The sequence below is a fragment of the Nonomuraea sp. NPDC052265 genome, from assembly GCF_044547985.1.
Taxonomy (GTDB): Bacteria; Actinomycetota; Actinomycetes; order Streptosporangiales; family Streptosporangiaceae; genus Nonomuraea.
Map to the genome: position 1 here is coordinate 1 of NZ_JBIUBJ010000043.1, position 21,892 is coordinate 21,892.

Here is a 21,892-nt window from a genome sequence, read left to right on the forward strand (position 1 = left end):
CTGGCGTTCACGGCCACGGGCGTGTAGACAGACAACCACGGGCTCCTGGCCGCTGAGCTGCTTAGACAACACCTCAGCTACCGGGAGCCCGCTCCCGTTCACCGGCCAACAGCCCAACCATGACCACAGCACGGCACTCTTCTGACTCGAGCCCCCAATACCAAATCCCTTTGTCAGCAGGCTCTAAGAGACGCAGACAGTCGAGTCCGTGCTCGTCACGTGCTCTTCGGCACGCATCCGGCACATCGACGACCGGACAGCGGGACGTTCAGCGCTCGGTTTGGACCGCTTCGCCAAGCCAGACCTGCGGGAAGACTGCATGAATACCAAGTGGGAAGACCGGCGAGGCACCTCAGTCCGGAATTCATCTGGTACAGGCTCAAGGATTGATCAAGCTGTTTGCCAATCGCTGCCCGGACACGGGTACATGCGAGCACAGCAGAGCCCGAACATGCGTGCTGTGCGCCCTGTGCGATCGGCGGGCTAGCCTCCCTTGAGCATCGCTGAGATGCTACATAGGGAAGTAAGGGGCTATCGCTCCCTGGCTGTTCACGACCCCGTTTGAGGCCGAGTCGCTGGCGTCACCCGGCGAGCTCGTCCGGGCGACGTTGTGAGATGCCAGCCTGATCAGCGTTTTTCCTGCTCACGATTTTCTGCGTTTTTGTATAAACATCCCCTTGAAAACGACGAAACCGGCCCGAAGGCCGGTTGGCTGGTGGGAGAGCAACGCTCGCGTCGCCGCGCCGCATCCCCTTAAGCCCTTGGTAACACCGCTCGTGCACCAATACAAGTCATTCGCGGCGATATGCCGGAAGCAGGTCGCGTCCCGAGACGCTAAGCGGCTTGCTAGAGGAAGGTCACCCCGCCAAACAGTGCCGGGGCGTCGGAGGGGCCGTCCTGGCGCACGTAGATGTTCCCGCCGTCGAAGGGCAGGGTCGGATTTCCGGTGGCCTCGGCGCTCTGGCGCGTCACCAGCTCGGCGTTCACGAGAAGCGACCCGGCGACGACGACGAGGAGGAGGACGGCCAAGGCGATCAGGAGGCGTCGCCGGCGGCGCACCGGTCTCAGGGAAACAGTCACCGGCCTACCATCGCCGCCGGTGCGCGCCGGCGTCTTGAACGAATGTTCCGGTCGGCGGCTCAGGGCAGACGCGTACGCAGGAAGCCCTCGTAGTCGTTGGCCGCGACGCGCTCGCACTCCGCCCGGTAGTTGCCCACACCGCCCAGGTACGGCATGAACACCCGCTGCTTCCCGGGGATGTTCGCGCCGGAGTACCAGCTCTCCGACTTCGCGTACAGGGTGAAGTCGGCCAGCTCCCGCACCTGCTCGGTCCAGGAGGACTCCGCGTCGGGCAGCGCCTCGATGACGGCGTGCGGGCCGAGGTCGCGCAGGCAGTCCGCGATCCACTCCACGTGCTGCTCGATGGAGACCATCATGTTGGTCAGGACCGAGGGGCTGCCCGGGCCGGTGATCGTGAACAGGTTCGGGAAGCCGGCGACGGCCAGGCCGAGGTAGCTGGTGGGGCCGCCGGCCCACCGGTCCCTGAGGCGGATCCCGCCGCGGCCGCGCAGGTCCATGGCGAGCAGGGCGCCGGTGATGGCGTCGTAGCCGGTGGCGAAGACGATGACGTCGGCCTCGTGGACGGTGTCGCGGGTGCGGAGGCCGGTGGGGACGATCTCCTCGATGGGGGTCTCGCGCAGGTCGACCAGGGACACGTCCGGGCGGTTGTAGGTGGCGTGGTAGCCGGTGTCCAGACAGAGGCGTTTCAGGCCGATCGGCTGGTCCTTCGGGGTCAGCCTGCCGGCGGTCGCGGGGTCGGTCACGATCGCGCGGATCTTGGCGCGGACGAACTCGGCGGCGCTCTCGTTGGCCTCCTCCGACAGCAGCAGGTCCGTGAACCCGGTGAGGAAGCCGACGCCGCCGCGGGTCCAGCGGCGCTCGTACTCGGCCTGCCGTTCCCCGGCGGTCACGTCGAGGGCCGCGCGGGTGCCGTACGGGACAAGGAAGCCGCCGGGGGAGCTGCGGGCCCGGCGGGTGAGCTCGTCGCGATGGTCCTCGAACCAGCGGGCGTGGCCCGGGTCGAGGGGGCCGTTGACCGCGGGGGTGCTGTAGCCGGGGGTGCGCTGGAAGACGGTGACGTGCGCGGCCCGGCCGGCGATGGCGGGGATGAGCTGGATGCCGGAGGAGCCGGTGCCGATCACGGCGACGCGCCGGCCGGTGAGGTCGACGTCCTCGTGCGGCCAGCGGCCCGTGTGGTAGGTCGGCCCCGCGAAGGAGGCGAGGCCGGGCAGGTCCGGGACGTTGGCGGCGGACAGGCAGCCGACGGCGGTGACCAGGAAGCGCGCCCGGAGGGCGTCGCCGTCGCCGGTGGTCACCGTCCAGGAGCCGGTGGCCTCGTCGTAGAAGGCGCTCTCCGCCCTGGTGCGGAAGCGGATGTCGGCACGCAACCCCAGCAGGCCGGCGACGTGCCGGGCGTAGTCGAGGATCTCCGGCTGGGCGGCGTACCGCTCGCTCCAGGCCCAGCCGCGGACGAAGGAGTAGGAGTACTCCAGGCTCTCCACGTCGCAGCGCGCTCCCGGGTACCGGTTCCAGTACCAGGTGCCGCCCACGTCGCCGCCCTCCTCCAGGACGAGCGTGCGCAGGCCGGCCGCGCGCAGGCGGTGCAGCATGTACATGCCGGCGAATCCGGCGCCGATGACGATCACGTCGAGCACGAGCGCTCCCCCCGTTGGAACCGGCGCCCACCTTGGCACCGGTGCCTGGAGGGCCGCTGAAGCGGGGCTGAAACGCGTTCCGGCTTAGTTCCAGCCGAGCTTCAGACCGTGCTGCCACAGTGGTCGCGGCCGGGGGCGGCCCAGCGACCAGGACGGTCGTCAGTGACAGCACATTCGTACGGGGACCATCGCGCCAGCCATGAGCTCGGGCCTCCCGTCCGAGGGTCCGCCACCCCGGGGCAACAGAACACCTCGGAGGGGAAACGGGTGCTGGAGAAGGTAATCGGGGGCGAGCTGCCGCCTGTCGTCCTGGTGGACTTCGCCATGTTCTCCATGGCCGACACGTTGACGGGACTGATCGGCGTCCCCGAGTCGGGCCGGGCGGTCTACCGTGTGGACGCCGTACAGGACATGGAGGTGCACGGGCAGCTGTCCGTCAAGCGGCTCGCCGACCTGCACGCGCGGGAGATCGAGGCGGAGCTGGCCGGCCCGCCCGCCGCGGTGCTCGGCTGGTGCAGCGCGGCCGCGCTCGCGATGGAGATCGCGCAGCGGATCGGTGACGCCGAAGTCGTCCTGGTGGAGCCGACCTGGCCGACGACGGAGGAGATCGGGCGGGAGCTGGCGCACCTGCGCGCGACGCTCGGCGCCGGTCCCGGCGGCGCGCCCGCCGAGGTCACCAGGGACTCGGTGCTCGCCGTGCTCCGCGCCGACCTGGTGACCAAGCTGACGGCGGAGGGGATCCCCGAGTCCGAGCTGGACACCTGCGTGGACCTGCTGGCCGGGCGGTATCGCGCCTGGTTCGGCTTCCTGTTCGCCACGGCGGAGACGCCGACGCCGACGCCGGCCAGGCCGATCCGGATCGTGGTGAGCCGCGACAGCGACCGCGGGCCCGCGCCGGGCTGGACGCCCGCCGAATGGGAGCCCGTGCGCGTGGAGGTGCCCGGCGGCGAGTTCCTCAGCAGCCCGGCGACCCGCGAGCACATCCTCGACCTGGCCGGACACCGCCATGGGTGAGCCACGGGCGCGCGTCTACTGCTTCGCGCACGCGGGCGGCGCGGCCGGCGAGTTCCGCGCGTGGGACGACCTCGCCGAGGACGTGCGGGTCGTGAGCGTCGAACGACCGGGCCGCGGCGCCAGGTTCGGCGAGCCCGCGGCCGAGGACCTGGTGGCCCTGGCCGCCGACCTGGCCCGCACGCTGCCGCTGGACCTGCCGTTCGGCCTGTTCGGGCACAGCTTCGGCGCGCTGCTCGCCTTCGAGGTCGCGCACGCGCTGCGAGCGTCGGGACGCGCGACGCCGGACCGGCTGTGGCTGTCGTCCTTCCCCAGCCCGGACGCCGCCCGCCGCGAGCCGGAGGTACGGCACCTGCCCGACGCCGACCTGCTGCGGACCCTGCACCGGCGGCACGGCGGCATCCCCGCCGAGGTGCTGGACAACCCGGAGCTGCTCGCCATCGTCGCGACGTACATGCGGGCCGACTACGCGGCCATGGAGACCTACCGCTTCCGCTACGACCGGGACCCGCTGCCCTGCGCCGTGCACGTGCTGGCCGGCACGGACGAGCACGACCTGCACGACCGGCTGCCCGGCTGGAGCCGGCACGCGAACGGCGGGTTCTCCTCGCGCCTCCTGCCGGGCGGCCATTTCTACCTGCGGCGGCCGGACAACAGACGCGCGATCGTCAGCTCGATGCGCGAGGCGATGACCAGCGGCATTACGACTACGGGGGGGCATTGATGGATGTCATACGCGGGCCGGAGATCGACGCGGAGACCGACGTGGGCGAACTCGTCGCCGAGGCCGCGACCGGCTTCGCCGGGCGGGTGGCCGTGCGGGAGCGCCGGCGCGGGCTGTCCCTCACGTACGAGCAGCTGCTCGGGCACGTCGAGACACAGGCCGGCGCGCTGCTGGCGCGGGGCGTCGACGCCGGGGACCACGTGGTGGTCGCGGTCCCGCGATCGGCCGAGGAGGTCGTCGCGGTGCTCGCGGTGCTCAGCGTCGGCGCGGTGTACGTGCCGGTGGACGGCGGGCTGCCGAAGCCGCGGCTGCGCGCGATGTTGTCGCGGGTCCGGCCGGTGGCGGTGATCGGGGACGCCGCCGTCGCCGAGGCGGCTCCGGGCCCGTGCGTCCCGGTCGGGCCGGTGGCGCTCACCGCCGAGCCTGCCGCCGGGTCCCGTCCATGGGCGCGCCGCGCGCCGGACGACGCCGTGTACGTCACGTTCACCTCGGGCTCGACCGGGGTCCCGAAGGCGGTGCGCATCCCGCACCGGGGTGTCGTCCGGCTGGTACGGGGCGCGTCCTACCTGCGCCGCGGCCCCGGCGAGCGGATGTTGCGCCTGGCCCCGCTGGCCTTCGACGCCTCGACGCTGGAGATCTTCTGCGCCCTCGCCACCGGCGCGACCCTGGAGATCTACCCGGACGGCCCGGTCTCCCCGGCCGAGCTTGCCGCGTTCCTGCGCGAGACGGGCGTGAGCGTCGCCTTCATGACCGCCGGGCTCTTCCGGGTCATGGCGGGCGAGGCGATCGACGCCTTCGCCACCGTGCGTCAGGTGCTCACGGGCGGCGACGTCGTGCCGCCCGACGCGGTACGCGCCCTGCTCGCCCGCCATCCCGGGCTGGAGGTCGTCGCCGCGTACGGGCCGACGGAGAACACGACGTTCTCCACCGTGCATCCGATGACCGGCCCGGCCGAGGCGCACGCCCCGGTGCCGATCGGCCGGCCCGTCGCGGGGACCACCGCTCTCGTCCTGGACGAGGCGGGCCGGCCGGCCGCCGACGGCGAGCTGTACCTCGGCGGCAGCGGCCTGGCGCTGGACTACCTGGACGCGCCGGAGGAGACCGCGCGGTCGTTCGTCGTGCCCCCGGAGCGGCACGAGCGGTTCTACCGCACCGGCGACCTCGTGCGCCGCGACGAGGACGGGCTGCTGCACTTCACCGGCCGCCGCGACCGGCAGGTGAAGGTGCGCGGCTACCGCATCGAGCCGGCCGAGATCGAGAGCAGGCTGCTGGCGAACCCGCTGGTCAAGGACGTCGCCGTGGTCGTGACCGGCGCGGACGCCGCCTCCAGGAGGCTGCTGGCCGCCGTCGTCGCTGATCCGGGCGACGACGGGCTGGTGGAGCGCCTGCGCGGCGCGCTGCGCGAGGAGCTGCCCGGCTACATGGTGCCCGCGCTGTGGGCGGTGGTCGAGCGGCTGCCGTACACGCCGAACGGCAAGGTGGACGTCGCCGCGCTGGAGGCCAGGGCCGGATCAGGCAGGGCGCGGGCGGTGCCCGCCGACGCGTTCGAGGACGTGATCGTGGGCGTGTGGACGGAGGTGCTCGGGACCGGCGACTTCGGCGTCGAGGACCCCTTCTTCGAGATCGGCGGCGACTCGCTGCTGGCCGGGCGGGTGCACCTGCGCCTGCGCGACGAGCTGCCGGGGCATCCGCTGCGCATCGTGGACATCTTCCAGTACCCCACCGTCCAGGCCCTGGCCGAGCACCTGCGGGAGGCCGTCCGATGAGCGTCGCGATCATCGGCATGGCACTGCGCCTGCCGGGCGCCGCCACTCCCGAGGCGTTCTGGGCGAACGTCGCGGCGGGGCGGGAGAGCCTGACCCGGTTCGGCCGCGAGGAGCTGGCCGCCGCGGGCGTGCCCCAGGAGGAGCTGGACGATCCGGCGTACGTCCCCGTCCGCGGGGTCATCGAGGGCGTCGAGGACTTCGACGCGGACCTGTTCGGCCTACCGCCGCGCGAGGCCCAGCTCACCGACCCGCAGCAGCGGCTCTTCCTGGAGTGCGCGCTGGAGGCGCTGGAGCACGCGGGCCACACCCAGGACAGCGACCCCGGGCCGATCGGCGTGTACGCGGGCACCGGCAAGAACCACTACCTGCTGCGGAACGTGCTGGGCCACGCCGGGCTGGTCAGCAGCATGGGCGACATGGCGATGCTGGTCGGCCACGAGAAGGACCACGTGGCGACGCGGACGGCGTACCGGCTGGGGCTGCGCGGCCCCGCCATCGCCCTGCAGACGTCGTGCTCGACGTCGCTGGTCGCGGTGCACATGGCCGCGCAGAGCCTGCTGCGGCACGAGGCGGACCTCATGCTCGCTGGCGGCGCCTCGATCAGCCTGCCCCAGCGCTCCGGTTACCGCCACAGCCCGCACGACATCCTCGCGCCCGACGGCCACTGCCGCGCGTTCGCCAAGGACGCGCGAGGGGCCGTGCCGGGCAACGGGGTGGGGGTCGTGGTGCTCAAACGGCTGGCGGACGCCATACGGGACCGCGACACGATCTACGCGGTGATCAAGGGGTCGGCGATCAACAACGACGGCGCCCGCAAGGTCGGCTACACCGCGCCGAGCGTGCGCGGCCAGGCCGACGTGATACGGGCGGCGCACGCCGCGGCGGGCGTCCGCCCGGAGACCATCCAGTACGTCGAGACCCACGGCACCGGCACGGAGCTGGGCGACAAGATCGAGGTCGAGGCGCTCACCCAGGCGTTCGGCGACGTGCCCGAGCCGGCGTCGTGCGTCCTCGGCACGCTCAAGCCCAACATCGGGCACGTGGACATCGCCGCGGGCGTCGCCGGGCTGATCAAGGCCACGCTCGCCCTGTGGCACGGGCAGCTCCCGCCCAGCGTCAACTGCGACGAGGAGGATCCCGACCTGCGGCTGCACGAGGGGCCGTTCCTCATCAACCGCGTGCTGCGGCCCTGGCCCGCCACCCAGGGGCCGCGCCGGGGCGCGGTGAGTGCCTTCGGCGTGGGCGGCACGAACGCGCACGTGATCCTCGAACAGGCGCCCGCGGCCGGCGCGGCCCGGACGAGGGCGGAGACTCCGACGGTCGTCCCGCTGTCGGCGCACACCGCGCCAGCCCTCACCGAGCTGACCGTCCGGCTGAGCGGGCACCTCAAGGAGCACCCTGACCTGGACGTCCGCGACGTGGCGCACACCCTGCGCAACGGCCGCCACCAGCGCGGCCACCGCACGGCCGCCGTCGCGGCCACCGCCGCCGACCTGGCGCGCCCCACGGCGTTCCGGCTGCCGGTCCTCGCCCGCGCCCGGGTGAGCGTCGGCTTCCTGTTCACCGGGCAGGGCAACCAGCACCCGGGCATGGCCGCCGGCCTCTACGACCGGTTCCCGGTCTTCCGCGCGGCCATGGACGAGTGCGCCGCGCGGTTCGCCGGGACCGCCGACCTCCACGAGCTCCTGTGCCGGACCCCCGCCGACCAGGCCGAGCTCGACACCATGGCCCTCGCCCAGCCCGCCGTCTTCGCCATGGAGTACGCCACCGCCGAGCTGCTGCTGTCCCTCGGCCTGCGGCCGAAGGCGCTGCTCGGGCACAGCCTGGGCGAGTACGCGGCGGCGTGCTTGGCCGGCGTGATGAGCCTGCGGGACGCCGCCGTCCTGGTCGCGGCCCGTGGCCGGCTGCTGGACCAGGTCCGCGGCGGTGCCATGCGCGCGGTCTTCGCCGCCGCGGACACCGTCGCCCCGCTGCTGCCGGAGTCGTTGTCGCTGGCGGCGGTCAACGCGCCGCGCTCGATCGTCGTGGCCGGCCCGGCCGCCGCCATGCCGCGGCTCACCGAGCTGCTGGACGCGCGCGGCATCGGGCACCGCGCCGTGCCCGTGCCGATCGCCGCGCACTCGTCGATGCTGGACGGCCTCCTCGACGAGTTCCGCGCCCATGCCGAGCGGCTCACCTACCACAGGCCCACGATCCCGATCATCTCCGGGCTCACCGGCGGCCCGGTCGAGGACGGCCTCGACGCCGCCTACTGGACCGCCCACCTGCGCGGGACCGTCCGCTTCGCCGACGCGGCCGAGCACGCGCTCGGCTGGCGGGACCCGCTGCTGATCGAGGTCGGCCCCGGCAGCACGCTCACCACGCTCGTGCAGGAGACGGCGGCGGGCCGCCCGGTCGTCGCCCTGGCCGGTCTGCCCGGCCGCAAGGACGAGACCGACTCGCTCACGACGTTGCTGGAGACGGTCGCCGCGGCCTGGTGCGCGGGCGCCCCGGTGGACTGGGCGGCGCTGGACGACGACCGGCAGGCGCGCCGCGTCCCCTTGCCCGGCTACCCGTTCCAGCGCTCCCGACACTGGCTCGACCCCGTGCCGCCGCGACCGTCCGCACCCGCGCGGGTCGAGGAACCGGCGGCCGAGGACGATCGGGAAACCCCCGAGGAGGGGAACGACGCGCAGGTCGCCGCGGTCTGGCGGGACCTGCTGGGCGTCGAGCGGGCCGGCCCCGACGACAACTTCTTCGCCCTCGGCGGGCAGTCGCTGCTCATGGTCCGCATGATCGCCCGGCTCAAGGAGCTGACCGGCGTCGCAGTCCCGCTGCGCGAGGCGGTGGCCGCCCCCACGGTGCGGGGTATCGCCGCGCTGCTCGCGCACCACGGAAGGGGATCGGCATGACCGCCAGGCTCGCCGTCGTGTTCGGCCCGGGGGCGGTGACGCTGGGCGACCTGCTGGCCGGGCTGGGCTTCGGCCCCGAGCTGATCTTCATCCTGCCCGGCAGGGCCGCCTCGTACGCGAGCGTGCTCCAGGGCGAGGGCACCGTGGTGGCGCTCGACGAGGCCGCCTCGATCGGCCAGGTGGACGGCATCGTCGCCTTCGGCGAACGCGAGCTGCCCGTCGCCGCCCGCCTCGCCGCCTCGGCCGGACTGCCCTTCCACACTCCCGAGACCGTCGAACGCCTCACCGACAAGAGCCTGCAGCGGCGCGCCCTGCGCGGCCACGGGATCGAGACCCCCGCCTTCCACCTGCTGCGCGACGCGGAGGAGTGGCCCGCGGAGCTGGCCCTGCCCGCCGTGCTCAAGCCGGTGAAGGGCGAGGGCAGCCGCAACACGCACCTGGTCCGCACGGCGGAGAACGGCAGGACGCTGGCCCGGCGGCTGCTCGACCCCGGCGGGCCCGCCGCCGAGGAGGCGCTCGTCGTCGAGGAATGTCTCCTCGGCACGCCGTGCGAGCCGTACGGGGACTACGTCTCGGTCGAGAGCGCCTGCGTCGGCGACGACGTCCGCACCATCGGCGTCACGGGGAAGCTGCCGCTGCTGCCGCCGTTCAGGGAGAACGGGCAGTTCTTCCCCGACACCCTGGACGAGGCCCTGCGCGCCGAGGTGATCGAGCTGACCGGGCGGGCGCTGAAGGCCCTGGGGGTGCGCCACGGCATCACGCACACCGAGATCAAGCTCACCCCGCAGGGCCCGAGGATCATCGAGGTCAACGGGCGCATCGGCGGCTTCATCAACGAGCTCTACCAGCGGGCCGCCGGCCTCGACCTCATCGAGGCGGCCGGACGGCTCGCGCTCGGCCAGGAGGCCGACGTGTCCGTGCGGCCGCGCGGCGGCGTGTACTTCCAGCACTACAGCCGTCCGCTGCCGCAGGCCACCCGGCTGGCCGCCGTCGAGGGCGCCAGAGAGCTCACCCGCACCCCCGGGATCATCGCCTCCCGCCGGCTCGTGCGGCCGGGCGCCGCCCTGCCGCCCGACGGCACGGCCGTGTACCTGGACCTGACCGTCGGTCACGCGCCGACACACGAGGAGATGCTCGACGTCCTGGAACGCGGCCTGTCGCGGATCCGCTTCACGTTCGACACGCCGGCCGGAGCCGTCACGCGTACCGGCCACGAGTTGCGGGCCGTCGAGAGGGAGGCGACGTGAGCGGGCCGATGGGCGTCGCGGTCGTCGGCTACGGCAACGCCGGCCGCCAGCACGCCCGGGCGCTGGCCGGCACGCCGGAGGCGTACGTGGCCGCCGTGGTGGACGCCGATCCGCGCGCCGCCGCGTCGGCCAGGGACGCCGGGCTGGCGGTGCGCGGCCTGGAGGAGGCGCTGGCCGACGACCGCGTCCGCGCGGTGGCGGTGTGCCTGCCGCCGGGCGCGCGGGCGGAGACCGCGGAGCGCGCGGTGGCCGCGGGCCGGCACCTGCTGCTGGAGAAGCCCCCGGCCCGCAGCGCGGACGAGCTCGACCGGCTGCTCGCGCGCACGGCGGCGGGCGACGTGCTCGCCGGGGTGATGTTCCAGCACCGCTTCGCGCTGCCCGAGCCGCTGCGGCGGCCGCGGCCGGAGCGGTTCGCGGGAGCGGTGGCGACGCTCACCGTCTCCCGCACGCGGCCCGACGCGCACTACCGGCAGGCGGGCTGGCGCTCCGACCCGCGCGACGCGCTCGGCGGCGTCACCGCGCACCTGGGCGTGCACTATCTCGACCTGGCCTGCCAGCTCCTCGGCGCTCCGGTGTCGGTGACGCCGCTGGCCAGGGACGACGCCGCCCCGGGCATCGACGCGCAGCTGTGTGGGCACGTCCTGTTCGCCTCCGGCGCCCGGCTGTCGGTGGCGATCACCAGCCGCTCGCCCGCCCGGATCGAACGGCTCACGGTGCTCGGCGCGGACGCCTGGGTGGAGATGCGGTCCGGCACGATCACCGGCGAGCTCGCGGGCACACCCGTCAGCGGGGAGGCCAGGCCCGCCGAGCGGCTGCGTGCCGAGGTCTACTCCGAGCTGGCCCGCGCCGTGGCGGGCCACGCGCCCTTGGAGCTGGCCGGGGCGGGCCGCGCCCGTCCCGTCATGGCGATCCTGGACGGCCTCCTGCGCGGGGAGGCCCGATGACCCCCATAGGGCTCAGCTCGGGCTCCTTGCCGCACGCCACCGCCGCCGACCTCGCCGCCACGGCCCTCGGGCACGGCGGCAGCGGCCTGGACCTGCGCATCGGCAAGGGCCACGCGTGGGAGCTGGACGGCGTCGAGCGGGGCCTTTCCGCCATCGCCGCCGCCGGTGCCGAGGTGTTCTTCACGGGCGTCGGAGCCCGGCTCGGCGACCCCGCGGCGGAGATCGTCGATGCGCCGCCGGCGTGGCCGGTCAAGGTCTTCTGCGTCGAACGGCCCGACCCCGGGCTGGTCGCCGAGCAGGCCGCAGGACGCGACCTGTGGGTGGAGACGCACGCCGGCGGCCCGGACGTCACCACGCTGATCGACCTCGCCGAGCGCACCGGCGTCGGCCTCGTGCTGGACGTCCTCGGCCTGGCGGAGATCGGCGGCGCCGACCGGCACGAGCTCGCCGCGCTCGCCCCGCACGTCCGCGCGGCCCAGGTCAAGGGCTTCCATCGCACCCCGCAGGGGACGCGGCACCGCCCGCTGGAACCGCGCGACCTCGAACCCGTCCTGGCCGTCATGGAAGGGACCCCGCTGAGGTGCGTCACGGTCGAGTCCCGCGCCGGGAACCCGGGCGCCGACCTCGCACTGCTCGCCAAGCTGCTGAAGGAGAACACATGAGACTCGCCGTGATCGGCGACGAGCTCGCCCAGGATTGCCGTACGGTCGCCAGGACCGCCGCCGAGCTGCGGTTCGACGCCGTCGAGATCAGGTCGATGGACGGCACCCCGCCCCACCTGCTGAGCGACGCCCAGCTCGGCGCGGCCCGCGCGGCCCTGGACGAGCACGGCCTGGCCAACGCGGGCTTCGCGCCGCCCGCGCTCAAGACCGCGCTGCCCGCCACCGACGCCGACCTCCAGGCCGCCGCCGAGCTGCTGGCGGACGGCTGCCGGCAGGCCGCCCTGCTCGGCGCGCCCCACGTCCGGATCTTCAGCTTCTACCGCGACGGCGACCCCGACCCCGTACGGGCCGCGCGCCTGACCGCCCAGGTGCTGGACGGCCTGGACCTGCCGGTCCCGCTCGTCGTCGAGAACGGCACCAGGACCAACACCCCGACCCTGCGCCAGCTGGCGACCTTCCTCGACGAGCTGGGCCGCGACGACCTCGGCATCCTGTGGGACCCGGGCAACACCGTCTTCAGCGGCTGGGACCCCGATCCCTTCCCCGCCGACTACGAGGCCGGCCGCGAGCGCATCCGCCACGTGCACGTCAAGGACCCCGACTCCACCCGCGGCTACGTCCGGCTCGGCGACGGCGACCTAGACTGGCCCGCCATCCTGCGGCGGCTGGCCGAGGACGGCTACGGCGGGTTCGTCAGCCTGGAGACCCACTGGAGGCCCGGCCGCTCACTCACCGCCGCCGAGCGCGACGAGCCCTGGGGCGAGGCGTTCTCGCGCGGCGGCCACCCGGCCAGCGTGGCGTGCATGCGCCGCCTGCGCGACTGGGCGGACGAGCTGATCCCGGCGGGCACGGAGTCGTGACCGGGCCGGCGCCGCTCATCCTGCTCGGCGCCCAGCGCTCGGGCACCACCGCCCTGGCCTCCGTGCTGGAAGCCGCGTTCGACGCCGCGGGCGGCCTGTTCACCATCAACGGCAAGCTGCCCTACGTGCTGCACCGCTGGTGCACCGAGGCCGACGTGCGCGGCCGCCACCTGCGGGTGGACGAGATGCTGCACGCCCTTCGGCGCAGGCCGCCGTACGGGCGCGGCAGCGCGCGGTGGCTGGCCACGGTGGAGGACGTGCTGCGGGCGGCCGCGGCCGAGGTGGCCGCCGGAGCCACGGGCGACGCGCTCGCCCTGCGGCGGGACCTGGTACGCCGGGCCTACGCGGGCGCGAGCCGCTACGGCGAGAAGTACAACGAGTACCTGCTGGAGCTCGACCGGCTCGCCGAGACCGTGCCGGACGCGCACTGGGTGCTGCTGGTGCGCCATCCGGCGGCCGTGGCGGCCTCGACACTGCGCTGGTCCGGCGACCGCCCCTGGCGTCCTGACGGCTGGGCGGCGGCGCTGGACAAGTGGGCGGCCTGGCACGAGCCGTGGCTGTGGCACGACCACCCCCATCGCACGGTCGTCGAATACGGGCGGCTGTGCGCGGGCGCGGACCTCCGGCGGCTGTCCCAGGCCACCGGCCTCGACCTCGCCCCCTACGCGGGACTGATCGCCGAGCGCCCGCCCGCCGAGCCGCCCCACGCCCTGCCGGCGCACGTCGAGCGCCTCTGGCAGGAGCTCCTCGACCAACGAAAGGCATGAACGACATGAACGATCGCTGTCCGGTCCAGCCGTACGAGACCACCGACGCCGCCTCCGCCTTCGGCCTCGGGCTGCACCACGTACAGCTCGCGCTGCCCCCGGGCGAGGAGGAGGCGTGCCGCCGCTTCTACGTGGACGTGCTCGGCATGACCGAGATCCAGAAGCCGCCCGTCCTGGCCGCCCGCGGCGGCCTGTGGGTGCGCTCCGACGCCCTGGAGATCCACCTGGGCGTCGAGGAGGACTTCCGTTCCGCCCGCAAGGCCCACCCCGGCATCCTCGTGACCGACCTCGACGCGCTCGCCCGGCGTCTCACCGACCGCGGCGTCGAGGTCACCTGGGACGGCAACTTCCCCGGCCACCGCCGTCTGTACGCCTTCGACTGCCACGGCAACCGGCTGGAGTTCCTCACCCCCGAACGGGAGCCCGCCTCGTGAGATGGGCCAGGAACTGGATCGGCCTGCCCGACGTCCCCGTCGCCCGGCGCTGGGCGTGGGTCGCGGTCATCGACGCGGTCGGCACCGGCATGCGCATCCCGGTCACCGTGATCTACCTGACCGTCGTGGTGGGGCTGGACGCCGCGTCCGTGGGCGTCGGCCTCGGACTCGCGGCCCTGGCCGGCACGCTCTGCGCCCCCGCCTGCGGCGCGCTCATCGACCGCTACGGCCCCAAGCCCATGGTCGTGGTCTGCTTCCTGACCGCGGCGGCCGGGTATCTCGGCTACCTCGCGATCCGGGACTGGGTCTCGTTCATCGTGGTGGCGATCGTCGCCGAGATCGCCGAGCACAGCGGGCGTCCCGCCAAGCAGGCGCTGGTGGCCTCCATGGTCACCGCGGAGCAGCGGGTGAAGCTCATGGCCTTCCAGCGCTCGATCCGCAACATCGGGTTCGGCCTGGGCGGCCTGACCAGCGCCGCCCTGCTGACCCTCGACGCGCACACCGGCTACTACGCCGTGCTGGCCGGTGACGCCCTGTCGTTCCTGGTTGCCGCCGCGCTGGTGTCCCGCATCGCGGTGACGCGGGCGCCGCGCCCGACCGCGCAGGCCGGGTCCGGCAGGCGCGACGGCTTCCGCGACGTGCTCGCCGACCGGCGCTACGTCGCCCTGGCCGTGCTGAACACGCTGGTCATGACACACGTCACCGCGCTGAACGTGGGCGTGCCGCTCTGGGTGAGCCGGCACACCACGGCCCCGCCCGGACTGGTCGGCGTGCTGTTCGCGCTGAACACCGCGCTCGTCGTGCTGCTGCAGGTCCGGCTCACCAAGGGCGTGTCCAGGGCCGCGGACACCCCGCCGGTCTACGTGCGGGCCACGGCGGCCTTCGCGGTGGCCGCCGCCGGCTACTGGGCGGCGTCCGTGGCCGGCGGCACGCTGGCGTTCGTCGTGGCGTTGCTGGTGGTCGCCGTGCTGGCGCACACCGCCGCCGAGCTGTACGGCGCGGTCGGGGAGTGGACGGTCTCGGTCGACCTCGCTCCCGAGCACCTGCGCGGGCGGTACCTGTCCCTGTTCCACGTCAGCTTCTCCGCGCACCAGGCGGCCGGCCCGGTGCTCGTCATCCTCCTCATCACCAAGGCGCCGGACCTGGCGTGGTTCGTCCTGGCCGCGGTCCTGGGCGCGGGGTGCCTGGCCAGCGCCTGGCTGGCGCGCGGCGCCGGGGAGCCGGCCGCTACGAAGGAAGTGAGCACGACATCATGACCACCCTCGACCACACCTCGCCCGCCGGAGCGCCTTCGCCCGCCGGGGCCTCTTCGCCCTCCTCTCCCGGCGGGGCCTCTTCGCCCGCCGGGGGCTCTTCGCCGTCCGCTCCCGCCGCCGTCGCAGAGTTGCTGGGCGCGGCCTGGCAGGCGGCGCTCGGCGCGGCCCCGGCCGGGCCGGAGGCGGACTTCTTCGCCGACGGCGGCGACTCGCTGCTGGCCGTGCGGATGCTGAGCCGGCTGCGGCAGGCGGGCATCACCGCGGCCCCCGCGGACATCCTGCGCGGGCGCACGTTCGGCGGGATCCTGTCCCGGCTCGAAACGACACCGGCCCCTGCGGCCGGTCCCGACGCCGGTCCTGACGACGGCGCCGGCCCGGTGCCGCTGCTGCCCGCGCAGCGGCGGTGGATCGCCAACGACTTCACCGACCCCGGCCACTTCTCCCTCGGCTGGATCTTCGACGTGCCCGAGCGCACCCCGGACGGCCGCCGCGTGGACGGCGAGCTGCTGGAGAGCGCCGTCGTGGCGCTGGTCCGCAGGCACGAGGCCCTGCGCACGCGCTACCTGCTCGGCGACCGGCCGGGTGCCGAGGTGCTGCCCGACGTCCCCCCTGGCCTGTTCACGCTGGTCGACGTGCCCGACGAGGAGGTTCCCCCGGCCCTCGCGACCGGCTGGCGTACGCACTCGCCGGCCGATGGCCGGGTGCTGGCCGCCCGATGGCTGCCCGCGCAGCGGCTGCTCCAGGTCGCCCTGCACCACCTGACGCTGGACGGCCTGTCGGTCGAACTCGTGGCCGACGACCTGGAGGCCCTGCTCACCGGCCGGCCACCGGCCGCCGACCCCGGCACGCCGCGCGGGCACGCCCGGGCGCTGGCCGCCTGGCTCGCCTCGCCCCAGGCCGCCGCTGACCTGAAGGCGTGGGCCGGGCAGAACTGGCGCGACGTCCGCCGCGTCCCCACCGAGCACGACGGACCCGCCCTGCTGCCCAGCATGGACACCGTCAGCGGCCGGCTCGACGCCGGGCACACCGCCGCCCTCCAGCGGCGGGCGCCCGCCGGTCTGACGCTGGAGTCGCTGGTGCTGGCCGCCGCGGCCAACGCGATCATGGACAGGTTCGGGCTGCCCGCGGTCAGCGTGGACACCTACCACCACGGCCGGGACCGGCTCCCCGGCGGCCCCGGCCTCGATTCCGGCATCGGCTACTTCCAGGCGAACTACCCCGTGGTGATCAGCACGGGTCCCGGCGACTGGACGGAGCGCGCCGCGGCGGAGCTCGGCCGGGTGCCCGAGGCACGCTTCGGCTTCGACGCGCTGCGCTTCGCCGGCCACACCGCCCTGGCGGACCTGCCCGGCAGCGGCATCAGGCTGAACTTCCGCAGCCGCATGAACGCGATCAACGCCAGGGCCGCCGACTGGCTGGCGCCCTCGGCGACCTCGGCGGGCGGGCGCCGTTCGCCGCGGCAGCGCGAGCCGTACCTGCTGATGCTGGAGGCCGACCAGGTCGGCGACAGCTTCGCCTTCGCCGTCAAGTACAGCCGCGACCACTTCGCGCGGCGGACCGTCGAGGACCTCGTCCACGGCACGCTGGACCTGCTCGCGCGGGGAGCGGGCGCGTGAGCGCCGCCGCGTCCGCGCTGGAGCTGCGGGACGTCGTGCTGTCCGTCGGCCCGCCCGGGGCCGAGCGCGTCCTGCTGCGCGGCGCCGACCTGCGGGTGGGCGAGGGCGAGAAGGTGCTGCTGTCCGGGCTGGACCTGGAGGCCCGCACGAGCCTGACGGCGCTGCTGGACGGCCGGATGCCGCCACGGTACGGAACCGTCAGCGCCGGGCCGGTGCGCAGCGGGCGGCTGGGCCGGGTGAGTCCCAGCCGGACCACCACCGTGCTGGACGCGGGAGACCGCCCGGGTCCCGCCGGCCCGGCCGACCTGCCGTGCGCCGACGATCCGGGCTGCGTGCTCGTCCTGGCCGGATCGGCCTGGTCGGGGATGGGCGTGCCGGGCCGCTACCGCTCGCTGCGGCTGGACGGCGGGCAGTTCGTCGAGGTCGAGCCGGTCGCCGCGCCCCGCGAGCCGGCCCGCGTCCCGCTGGCCGAGCTCCAGGCCCGTACCGTGGAGGCGCTGCTGGCCGCGGGCATCGGGCACGAGGCCGCCGAGGCCGCGAGCGACGTGCTGGTCGACGCCGAGCGCCGCGGGCACCGCTCGCACGGCGTCGCGCTGCTGCCCACGTACCTGCGGCGGATCAAGGAGGGTGGGATCAGGGCCGAGGCCAGGCCCCGGCTCACCGAGGTCACGCCCGCCGTCGCCGCGATCGACGCCGACGGCGGGATCGGTCAGGTCGCCGCCAGGATGGCGGCCGAGTGGTGCGCCTCCAGGGCCGCCGCGCACGGGCTGGCAGCGGTCGCGGTGCACGGCAACAACCACGTGGGGATGCTCGCGGCGTACCGGCACGCCTTCCAGGAGCGGCAGGTGGCGGGCCTGCTGCTCAACACCTCCGGCCCGTCCGTCGCCGCTCCCGGCGCCGCCCGGCCGACCCTGGGCAGCAACGCGATCTGCCTGATCACCCCGACGCGGGAGGGTGAGCCGTTCTGCGTGGACCTGGCCACCGGCGTCGTCGCCGCCGGCAAGATCAGGGACGCGGCGAACCGGGGCGTGCCCGTGCCGTCCGGCTGGCTCCAGGACCTCTCGGGCGCGGCCACCACCGACCCCCGCGAGCTCGACCGGGACGGCTCCATCCCGCTGTTCGGCGACTACAAGGGCCTGTGCGTGACGCTGCTGGCCGAGATCCTGGCCGGCGCGCTGGCCGGCCACCGGGTGAGTCCGGACGTCGGCAAGCAGCGCAAGCACCTGGACCAGGTGATGAACTGCTCCCAGCTCTTCGTCGGGTTCTCGCCCCGGCACCTCGGGCCGCCGGACGAGCCCTCGCTGGAGGGGTTCGTGCACCGGCTGCGGGAGGCCGTACGGGCCGGGCACGCCGCGGAACCGCCCCGCCCCTGGTTCCCCGACCAGCCGGAGGAGGACCACGCCGCCCTCGCGGACGCGCGCGGCGCCGAGGTGCCGCGGTCGGTGCTGGACGAGCTGGGATGGGGGCCCTCGTGACCGCCGTACTGGCCGACCCGGCGCTGGGCTCGGCTCCCGGATGGCCGCTGGTGCTGTACTTCCACCACGTCAACGCGCTCGTCCAGCACTACACGGCCCTGAACCCCGACGACTTCAGGCGCGGGCTGGAGATCGTGCTCGACGGCGTCGGACCGGCGCTCGACCCGGCCGCCATAGGTCCCGGGTTCGAGCCGCCCGACCGGCCGAGCGTGCTGGTCACCTTCGACGACGGCTACCGGGACAACCTCGACCTGGCCGCGCCGCTGCTGGCCGAGTTCGGGGTCAAGGCGCTGCTGTTCTGCGTCACCGGGAAGCTGGACGCGGCCGGGCGGCTGAGCGCGGCGGAACGGGCCGCGCTGCCGCCGCGCGAGGCGTACCTGACGTGGGCGGAGGCGCGGGAGTTCGCGGGGCACGGTCACGTGCTCTCGGCGCACACCGCGCACCACCCTCACCTGCCGGACCTGCCGCCTGAGCAGGCCGCCGAGGAGATCGCGGTCTCGCTGCGCGCGATCCGCGAGCGCACCGGGCGTCCGCCGCGCACGTTCGCCTACCCGTACGGGCTGATCCCGCCCGGCCCCTCCCCGGTCCCTGACGGGATGCTGGCCTTCGGCACCGTCAAATCGGCGCCGGCCCCGTGGTCGCGCCGTCCGCGGCACATCCGCCGCACGTATCTGCCGGTCGGCGAGACGGCGCGGTGGACCCGTCTCGCTCTTGGATGGAGGCAGCAGTGGTACGGATCTCCGTGATCATCCCTACTCGCGACAGGGGCGCGGACCTGCGCCGATGTCTGGAAGCGCTGGCCGAGTGCGCCCAGCGCCTCGACGGCTCGGACGTACGGGCGAAGCTGCACCAGGTCGTCGTCGTGGACGACGCCTCGGCCGGCGGCCACGCCACGGCGGCGGCGGGGGCCTCGCCGCTGCCCGTCGAGGTGTTGCGCAACCGCGCCAGGATCGGGGCGGGCGCGAGCCGCCGCCTCGGCGTCGGGCTGGCCACCGGCGACGTGCTGGCCTTCCTCGACGACGACGCCGCGCCCCGCGGCGACTGGCTCATCCAGGCCGCCGACCTGGACGAGGAGCGCCCGGCGATCACCGGCCGGGTGCTCTGCTTCGACGACAGCCTGCTCTCCCAGGCCCGTCAGGCCCGCTACGACGCCCGCTACCTGCGCCTGGAGCGCGACGCGCCGGTCGGGTTCTTCGCCGGCGGCAACAGCTCGGTGCTCACCGAGGTCTTCCACCAGGTGGGCGGCTTCTCCCAGGAGGGCACCGGCGGGGACAACAGCCTCGCCGGCGCGCTCGCGGAGCACGGCAGCCCGGTGCGGTTCCGGCCGGAGCTGGTCATCGCGCACCGCAACGGCAAGGGCTGGCGGCGCGCGGTGTCGGACGCGTGGGCCGCCGGGCGCCAGCACACCGAGCGCATGACGGTGGCCGAGGGCGCGCGGGCCCTGCGGGAGGGGGCGGTCGGCGGCACGTCGGCGGTCCGTGAGATCAACCGGCTCCTGGGAGCGGTGCACGTCGTGGGGCGGCTCACCAGGCCGCGGTAGGCCCCTGGCACTGCCACAGCTCCGCCGCGTACGCCTTCAGCAGCTCGTGGAGCGCGTACCTGTCGTCCGCCAGCCGGGTCAGCAGGTGCGCGCCCACCAGCTCGTCGAGGATCGGGCGTACGCGGTGCACCGGCAGCCCGGCCAGCTCGGCGGCGGCCTGGGCGGTCGTGCCGATCCCCGGCAGCGACCCGAGCCCGCGGAACAACGCGGCGGCGGCCGAGCTCAGCGACCGGTACGACCAGGAGAAGACCGCCCGCAGGTTCGTCGCCGGGTCGCCGCCGGTGAGCGTGTCGAGAGGCGAGGACCGCAGGTGAGCGGCCAGCCGGGTCAGCGGCCTGGCTGGATACGTCAGGGCCTGCGCGGCGGCGATGGCCAGCGCGAGCGGCAGCCCGCCGCACCGCTCCACGATCCTGTCGGCGGCCTCGGGCTCCGCGGCCATCGTCTCCTTTCCGACCCGGTCGGCCAGCAGCGCGTACGCCTCGGCGGGCGGCAACGGCCCGAGCGTGAGCTGGTGCGCCCGTTCGGTGATGACCAGCGGCGTCAGCTGCGTCCTGCTGGTCACCACGGCCGCGCATCCCGGCGAGCTGGGCAGGAGCGGCCGCACGTGCGCGGCGTCCCTGGCGTTGTCGAGCACCACCAGCACCCGCTTGCCCGCCAGCAGGCTGCGGTAGAGCCCGACCTGCGCCGCCAGCCCGATGGGCACCACGTGGGGCGGCGCGGACAGCGCGTAGAGGAAGACGCGCAGCGCGTCGGCGGGATCCATCGCCGGACCGTGCGGGTCGAACCCGCGCAGATCCACATAAAGCTGACCGTCCGGAAATCGTTCCGCCGCCCGGTGCGCCCAGTGCACGGCCAGCGCGGTCTTGCCCACGCCCGCCGGGCCCACGACGGACAGGATGGCGGGCGAGCCGAACTTGAGGCCGAGCGCCAGGTCGAGCCGGCCCACCTCGTCCAACCGGCCCACGATCGCGCCCGCCCCGGGAGGAAGCTGCGCGGGAACGATCACGCGAGCCGCTTCCGCCGCGCGCCCGGCCGGGGACGAGGGCGGGTCGATGGCCACGTCGTGCCGCAGGATCGCCTCCTCCAGAGCCTGCAGCGGCCGCCCGGGAGCGATGCCCAGCTCCTCACCCAGCCTGCACCGCAGCCGCTGGTACAGCGCCAGCGCGTCGGCCTGCCGGCCCGTCCGGTACAGCGCCAGCATGAGCTGCCGGTGCAGGTCCTCGTCGAAGTGATGCCGGTGGGTGAGATCCTCCAGCTCGGGGATCAGCGCGGCGTGCTCGCCCAGGTCGAGCCGGGCGGCGATGAGCATGGTGACCGCGATCATGTGGACCCGCTCCAGCCGCCCGGCCTGCTCCTCCAGCCACGGATGCACGCTCAGGTCGTCCAGCGGCCGGCCCCGCCACAGGGCCAGCGCCTCCCTGAGCCGCGCCGCCCGTCCCGCCGGATCCGCCGCCTGGCGGGCCTGCTCGACGAGCCGCTCGGCGGCCAGCACGTCGGTCGTGATGTCCGCCGCGTCCAGGGCATAGCCGGCCGCGCGGGTCACGATCGACGTCCGCACGCCGAGCAGCCGGCGCAGGTAGGAGATGTGGCTCTGCAACGTGTTCACCGCCGTGACCGGCGCGCTGCCGCCCCAGACGATGTCGATCAGCCGGTCGCTGCTGACCGCCTCACCCACCCGCAGCGCCAGCGTGGCCAGCGCCGTCCTCCTGCGGATGCCCGAGACGCCGGTGATGCCGCCGCCCACGATGACGTCCAGCGGGCCGAGCAACCGGATCGTCACCGGCTGTTCAGGGGGCACGGCCTGGTCGGGGAGTTCGGCCGCGGGGCGCGCGTGCCGGCTCGTGGGCTGGTTCATCCCCATCAGGATGGGGGAGAGCGGTTGTGATCGCCTTGCTTCTCACTTGTGATCCGTTGGGCGCTCTCCTGGTACGGCTGGAGCCGACGTCGCATGGGCGGCCGCGGAAGACCGACCCCTTTCCGGGACG

The 21,892-nt window shown here is 74.5% G+C and carries 18 protein-coding genes; 15 read left to right on the forward strand and 3 right to left on the reverse strand.

All coding sequences use genetic code 11. The annotated features are described in order from the left end of the window. Window positions 1-846: 846 nt before the first annotated feature. Complete coding sequence (locus ACIHAD_RS47620) at window positions 847-1,080, reverse strand: hypothetical protein (protein WP_397361500.1); 234 nt, start codon at window positions 1,078-1,080, stop codon at window positions 847-849. Between the two features lie 59 nt (window positions 1,081-1,139). After that, a complete protein-coding gene (locus tag ACIHAD_RS47625; RefSeq protein ID WP_397361501.1) occupies window positions 1,140-2,714 on the reverse strand; it encodes a flavin-containing monooxygenase in 1,575 nt (524 codons plus the stop codon). Between the two features lie 267 nt (window positions 2,715-2,981). Between ACIHAD_RS47625 and ACIHAD_RS47630 the strand changes: the two genes are divergently transcribed. From ACIHAD_RS47630 to ACIHAD_RS47700, 15 genes are read left to right on the forward strand one after another with little or no spacing between them, the layout of a single operon-like run. After that, window positions 2,982-3,728, forward strand: coding sequence for a hypothetical protein (locus ACIHAD_RS47630; RefSeq protein WP_397361502.1), 747 nt, complete (start codon window positions 2,982-2,984; stop codon window positions 3,726-3,728). Further along, window positions 3,721-4,449, forward strand: coding sequence for a thioesterase II family protein (locus ACIHAD_RS47635; protein WP_397361503.1), 729 nt, complete (start codon window positions 3,721-3,723; stop codon window positions 4,447-4,449). The genes ACIHAD_RS47630 and ACIHAD_RS47635 overlap by 8 nt, the downstream gene beginning before the upstream one ends. Further along, entirely contained in the window at window positions 4,449-6,215 is a 1,767-nt protein-coding gene (locus ACIHAD_RS47640) for an amino acid adenylation domain-containing protein (protein WP_397361504.1), read from the forward strand. The genes ACIHAD_RS47635 and ACIHAD_RS47640 overlap by 1 nt, the downstream gene beginning before the upstream one ends. Next, entirely contained in the window at window positions 6,212-9,106 is a 2,895-nt protein-coding gene (locus tag ACIHAD_RS47645) for a type I polyketide synthase (RefSeq protein WP_397361505.1), read from the forward strand. Before ACIHAD_RS47640 ends, ACIHAD_RS47645 begins: the two co-directional genes overlap by 4 nt. After that, window positions 9,103-10,353, forward strand: a complete 1,251-nt coding sequence (locus ACIHAD_RS47650; RefSeq protein ID WP_397361506.1) for an acetyl-CoA carboxylase biotin carboxylase subunit family protein — start codon at window positions 9,103-9,105, stop codon at window positions 10,351-10,353. Before ACIHAD_RS47645 ends, ACIHAD_RS47650 begins: the two co-directional genes overlap by 4 nt. After that, entirely contained in the window at window positions 10,350-11,297 is a 948-nt protein-coding gene (locus ACIHAD_RS47655) for a Gfo/Idh/MocA family protein (RefSeq protein WP_397361507.1), read from the forward strand. Before ACIHAD_RS47650 ends, ACIHAD_RS47655 begins: the two co-directional genes overlap by 4 nt. Further along, the gene (locus tag ACIHAD_RS47660; protein WP_397361508.1) at window positions 11,294-11,959 is read left to right on the forward strand and encodes a hypothetical protein; all 666 of its coding nucleotides are present in this window, start codon (window positions 11,294-11,296) and stop codon (window positions 11,957-11,959) included. Before ACIHAD_RS47655 ends, ACIHAD_RS47660 begins: the two co-directional genes overlap by 4 nt. After that, entirely contained in the window at window positions 11,956-12,819 is an 864-nt protein-coding gene (locus tag ACIHAD_RS47665) for a sugar phosphate isomerase/epimerase family protein (protein WP_397361509.1), read from the forward strand. The genes ACIHAD_RS47660 and ACIHAD_RS47665 overlap by 4 nt, the downstream gene beginning before the upstream one ends. After that, window positions 12,816-13,586, forward strand: a complete 771-nt coding sequence (locus ACIHAD_RS47670) for a sulfotransferase (protein WP_397361510.1) — start codon at window positions 12,816-12,818, stop codon at window positions 13,584-13,586. The genes ACIHAD_RS47665 and ACIHAD_RS47670 overlap by 4 nt, the downstream gene beginning before the upstream one ends. Window positions 13,587-13,591: 5 nt before the next feature. Then, window positions 13,592-14,020 carry a VOC family protein gene (locus ACIHAD_RS47675; protein WP_397361512.1) on the forward strand — a complete coding sequence of 143 codons (429 nt, stop codon included), beginning with the start codon at window positions 13,592-13,594 and terminating at the stop codon, window positions 14,018-14,020. Beyond that, window positions 14,017-15,276, forward strand: coding sequence for an MFS transporter (locus tag ACIHAD_RS47680; protein WP_397361514.1), 1,260 nt, complete (start codon window positions 14,017-14,019; stop codon window positions 15,274-15,276). Before ACIHAD_RS47675 ends, ACIHAD_RS47680 begins: the two co-directional genes overlap by 4 nt. After that, the gene (locus tag ACIHAD_RS47685) at window positions 15,273-16,892 is read left to right on the forward strand and encodes a condensation domain-containing protein (RefSeq protein ID WP_397361516.1); all 1,620 of its coding nucleotides are present in this window, start codon (window positions 15,273-15,275) and stop codon (window positions 16,890-16,892) included. Before ACIHAD_RS47680 ends, ACIHAD_RS47685 begins: the two co-directional genes overlap by 4 nt. Further along, complete coding sequence (locus tag ACIHAD_RS47690) at window positions 16,889-18,367, forward strand: Ldh family oxidoreductase (protein ID WP_397361518.1); 1,479 nt, start codon at window positions 16,889-16,891, stop codon at window positions 18,365-18,367. Before ACIHAD_RS47685 ends, ACIHAD_RS47690 begins: the two co-directional genes overlap by 4 nt. Next, window positions 18,364-19,113: a polysaccharide deacetylase family protein gene (locus ACIHAD_RS47695; RefSeq protein WP_397361519.1), complete on the forward strand. Its 750-nt coding sequence runs from the start codon at window positions 18,364-18,366 to the stop codon at window positions 19,111-19,113. The genes ACIHAD_RS47690 and ACIHAD_RS47695 overlap by 4 nt, the downstream gene beginning before the upstream one ends. Next, on the forward strand, window positions 19,110-19,907 hold the full coding sequence (locus tag ACIHAD_RS47700) for a glycosyltransferase family 2 protein (protein ID WP_397361520.1): 798 nt from the start codon (window positions 19,110-19,112) through the stop codon (window positions 19,905-19,907). The genes ACIHAD_RS47695 and ACIHAD_RS47700 overlap by 4 nt, the downstream gene beginning before the upstream one ends. On the opposite strand, the gene ACIHAD_RS47705 is transcribed toward ACIHAD_RS47700, so the two are convergent. Next, window positions 19,891-21,762, reverse strand: coding sequence for a BTAD domain-containing putative transcriptional regulator (locus tag ACIHAD_RS47705; protein ID WP_397361521.1), 1,872 nt, complete (start codon window positions 21,760-21,762; stop codon window positions 19,891-19,893). The genes ACIHAD_RS47700 and ACIHAD_RS47705 overlap by 17 nt on opposite strands. Between the last annotated feature and the right edge of the window lie 130 nt (window positions 21,763-21,892).

What these genes read in the sequence shown, in the direction of transcription:
- ACIHAD_RS47635 (WP_397361503.1), top strand. Translation starts at nt 3,721, where the DNA reads ATGGGTGAGCCACGGGCGCGCGTCTACTGCTTCGCGCACGCGGGCGGC.
- ACIHAD_RS47640 (WP_397361504.1), top strand. Translation starts at nt 4,449, where the DNA reads ATGGATGTCATACGCGGGCCGGAGATCGACGCGGAGACCGACGTGGGC.
- ACIHAD_RS47645 (WP_397361505.1), top strand. Translation starts at nt 6,212, where the DNA reads ATGAGCGTCGCGATCATCGGCATGGCACTGCGCCTGCCGGGCGCCGCC.
- ACIHAD_RS47650 (WP_397361506.1), top strand. Translation starts at nt 9,103, where the DNA reads ATGACCGCCAGGCTCGCCGTCGTGTTCGGCCCGGGGGCGGTGACGCTG.
- ACIHAD_RS47660 (WP_397361508.1), top strand. Translation starts at nt 11,294, where the DNA reads ATGACCCCCATAGGGCTCAGCTCGGGCTCCTTGCCGCACGCCACCGCC.
- ACIHAD_RS47665 (WP_397361509.1), top strand. Translation starts at nt 11,956, where the DNA reads ATGAGACTCGCCGTGATCGGCGACGAGCTCGCCCAGGATTGCCGTACG.
- ACIHAD_RS47675 (WP_397361512.1), top strand. Translation starts at nt 13,592, where the DNA reads ATGAACGATCGCTGTCCGGTCCAGCCGTACGAGACCACCGACGCCGCC.
- ACIHAD_RS47685 (WP_397361516.1), top strand. Translation starts at nt 15,273, where the DNA reads ATGACCACCCTCGACCACACCTCGCCCGCCGGAGCGCCTTCGCCCGCC.
- ACIHAD_RS47705 (WP_397361521.1), bottom strand. Translation starts at nt 21,762, where the DNA reads ATGAACCAGCCCACGAGCCGGCACGCGCGCCCCGCGGCCGAACTCCCC.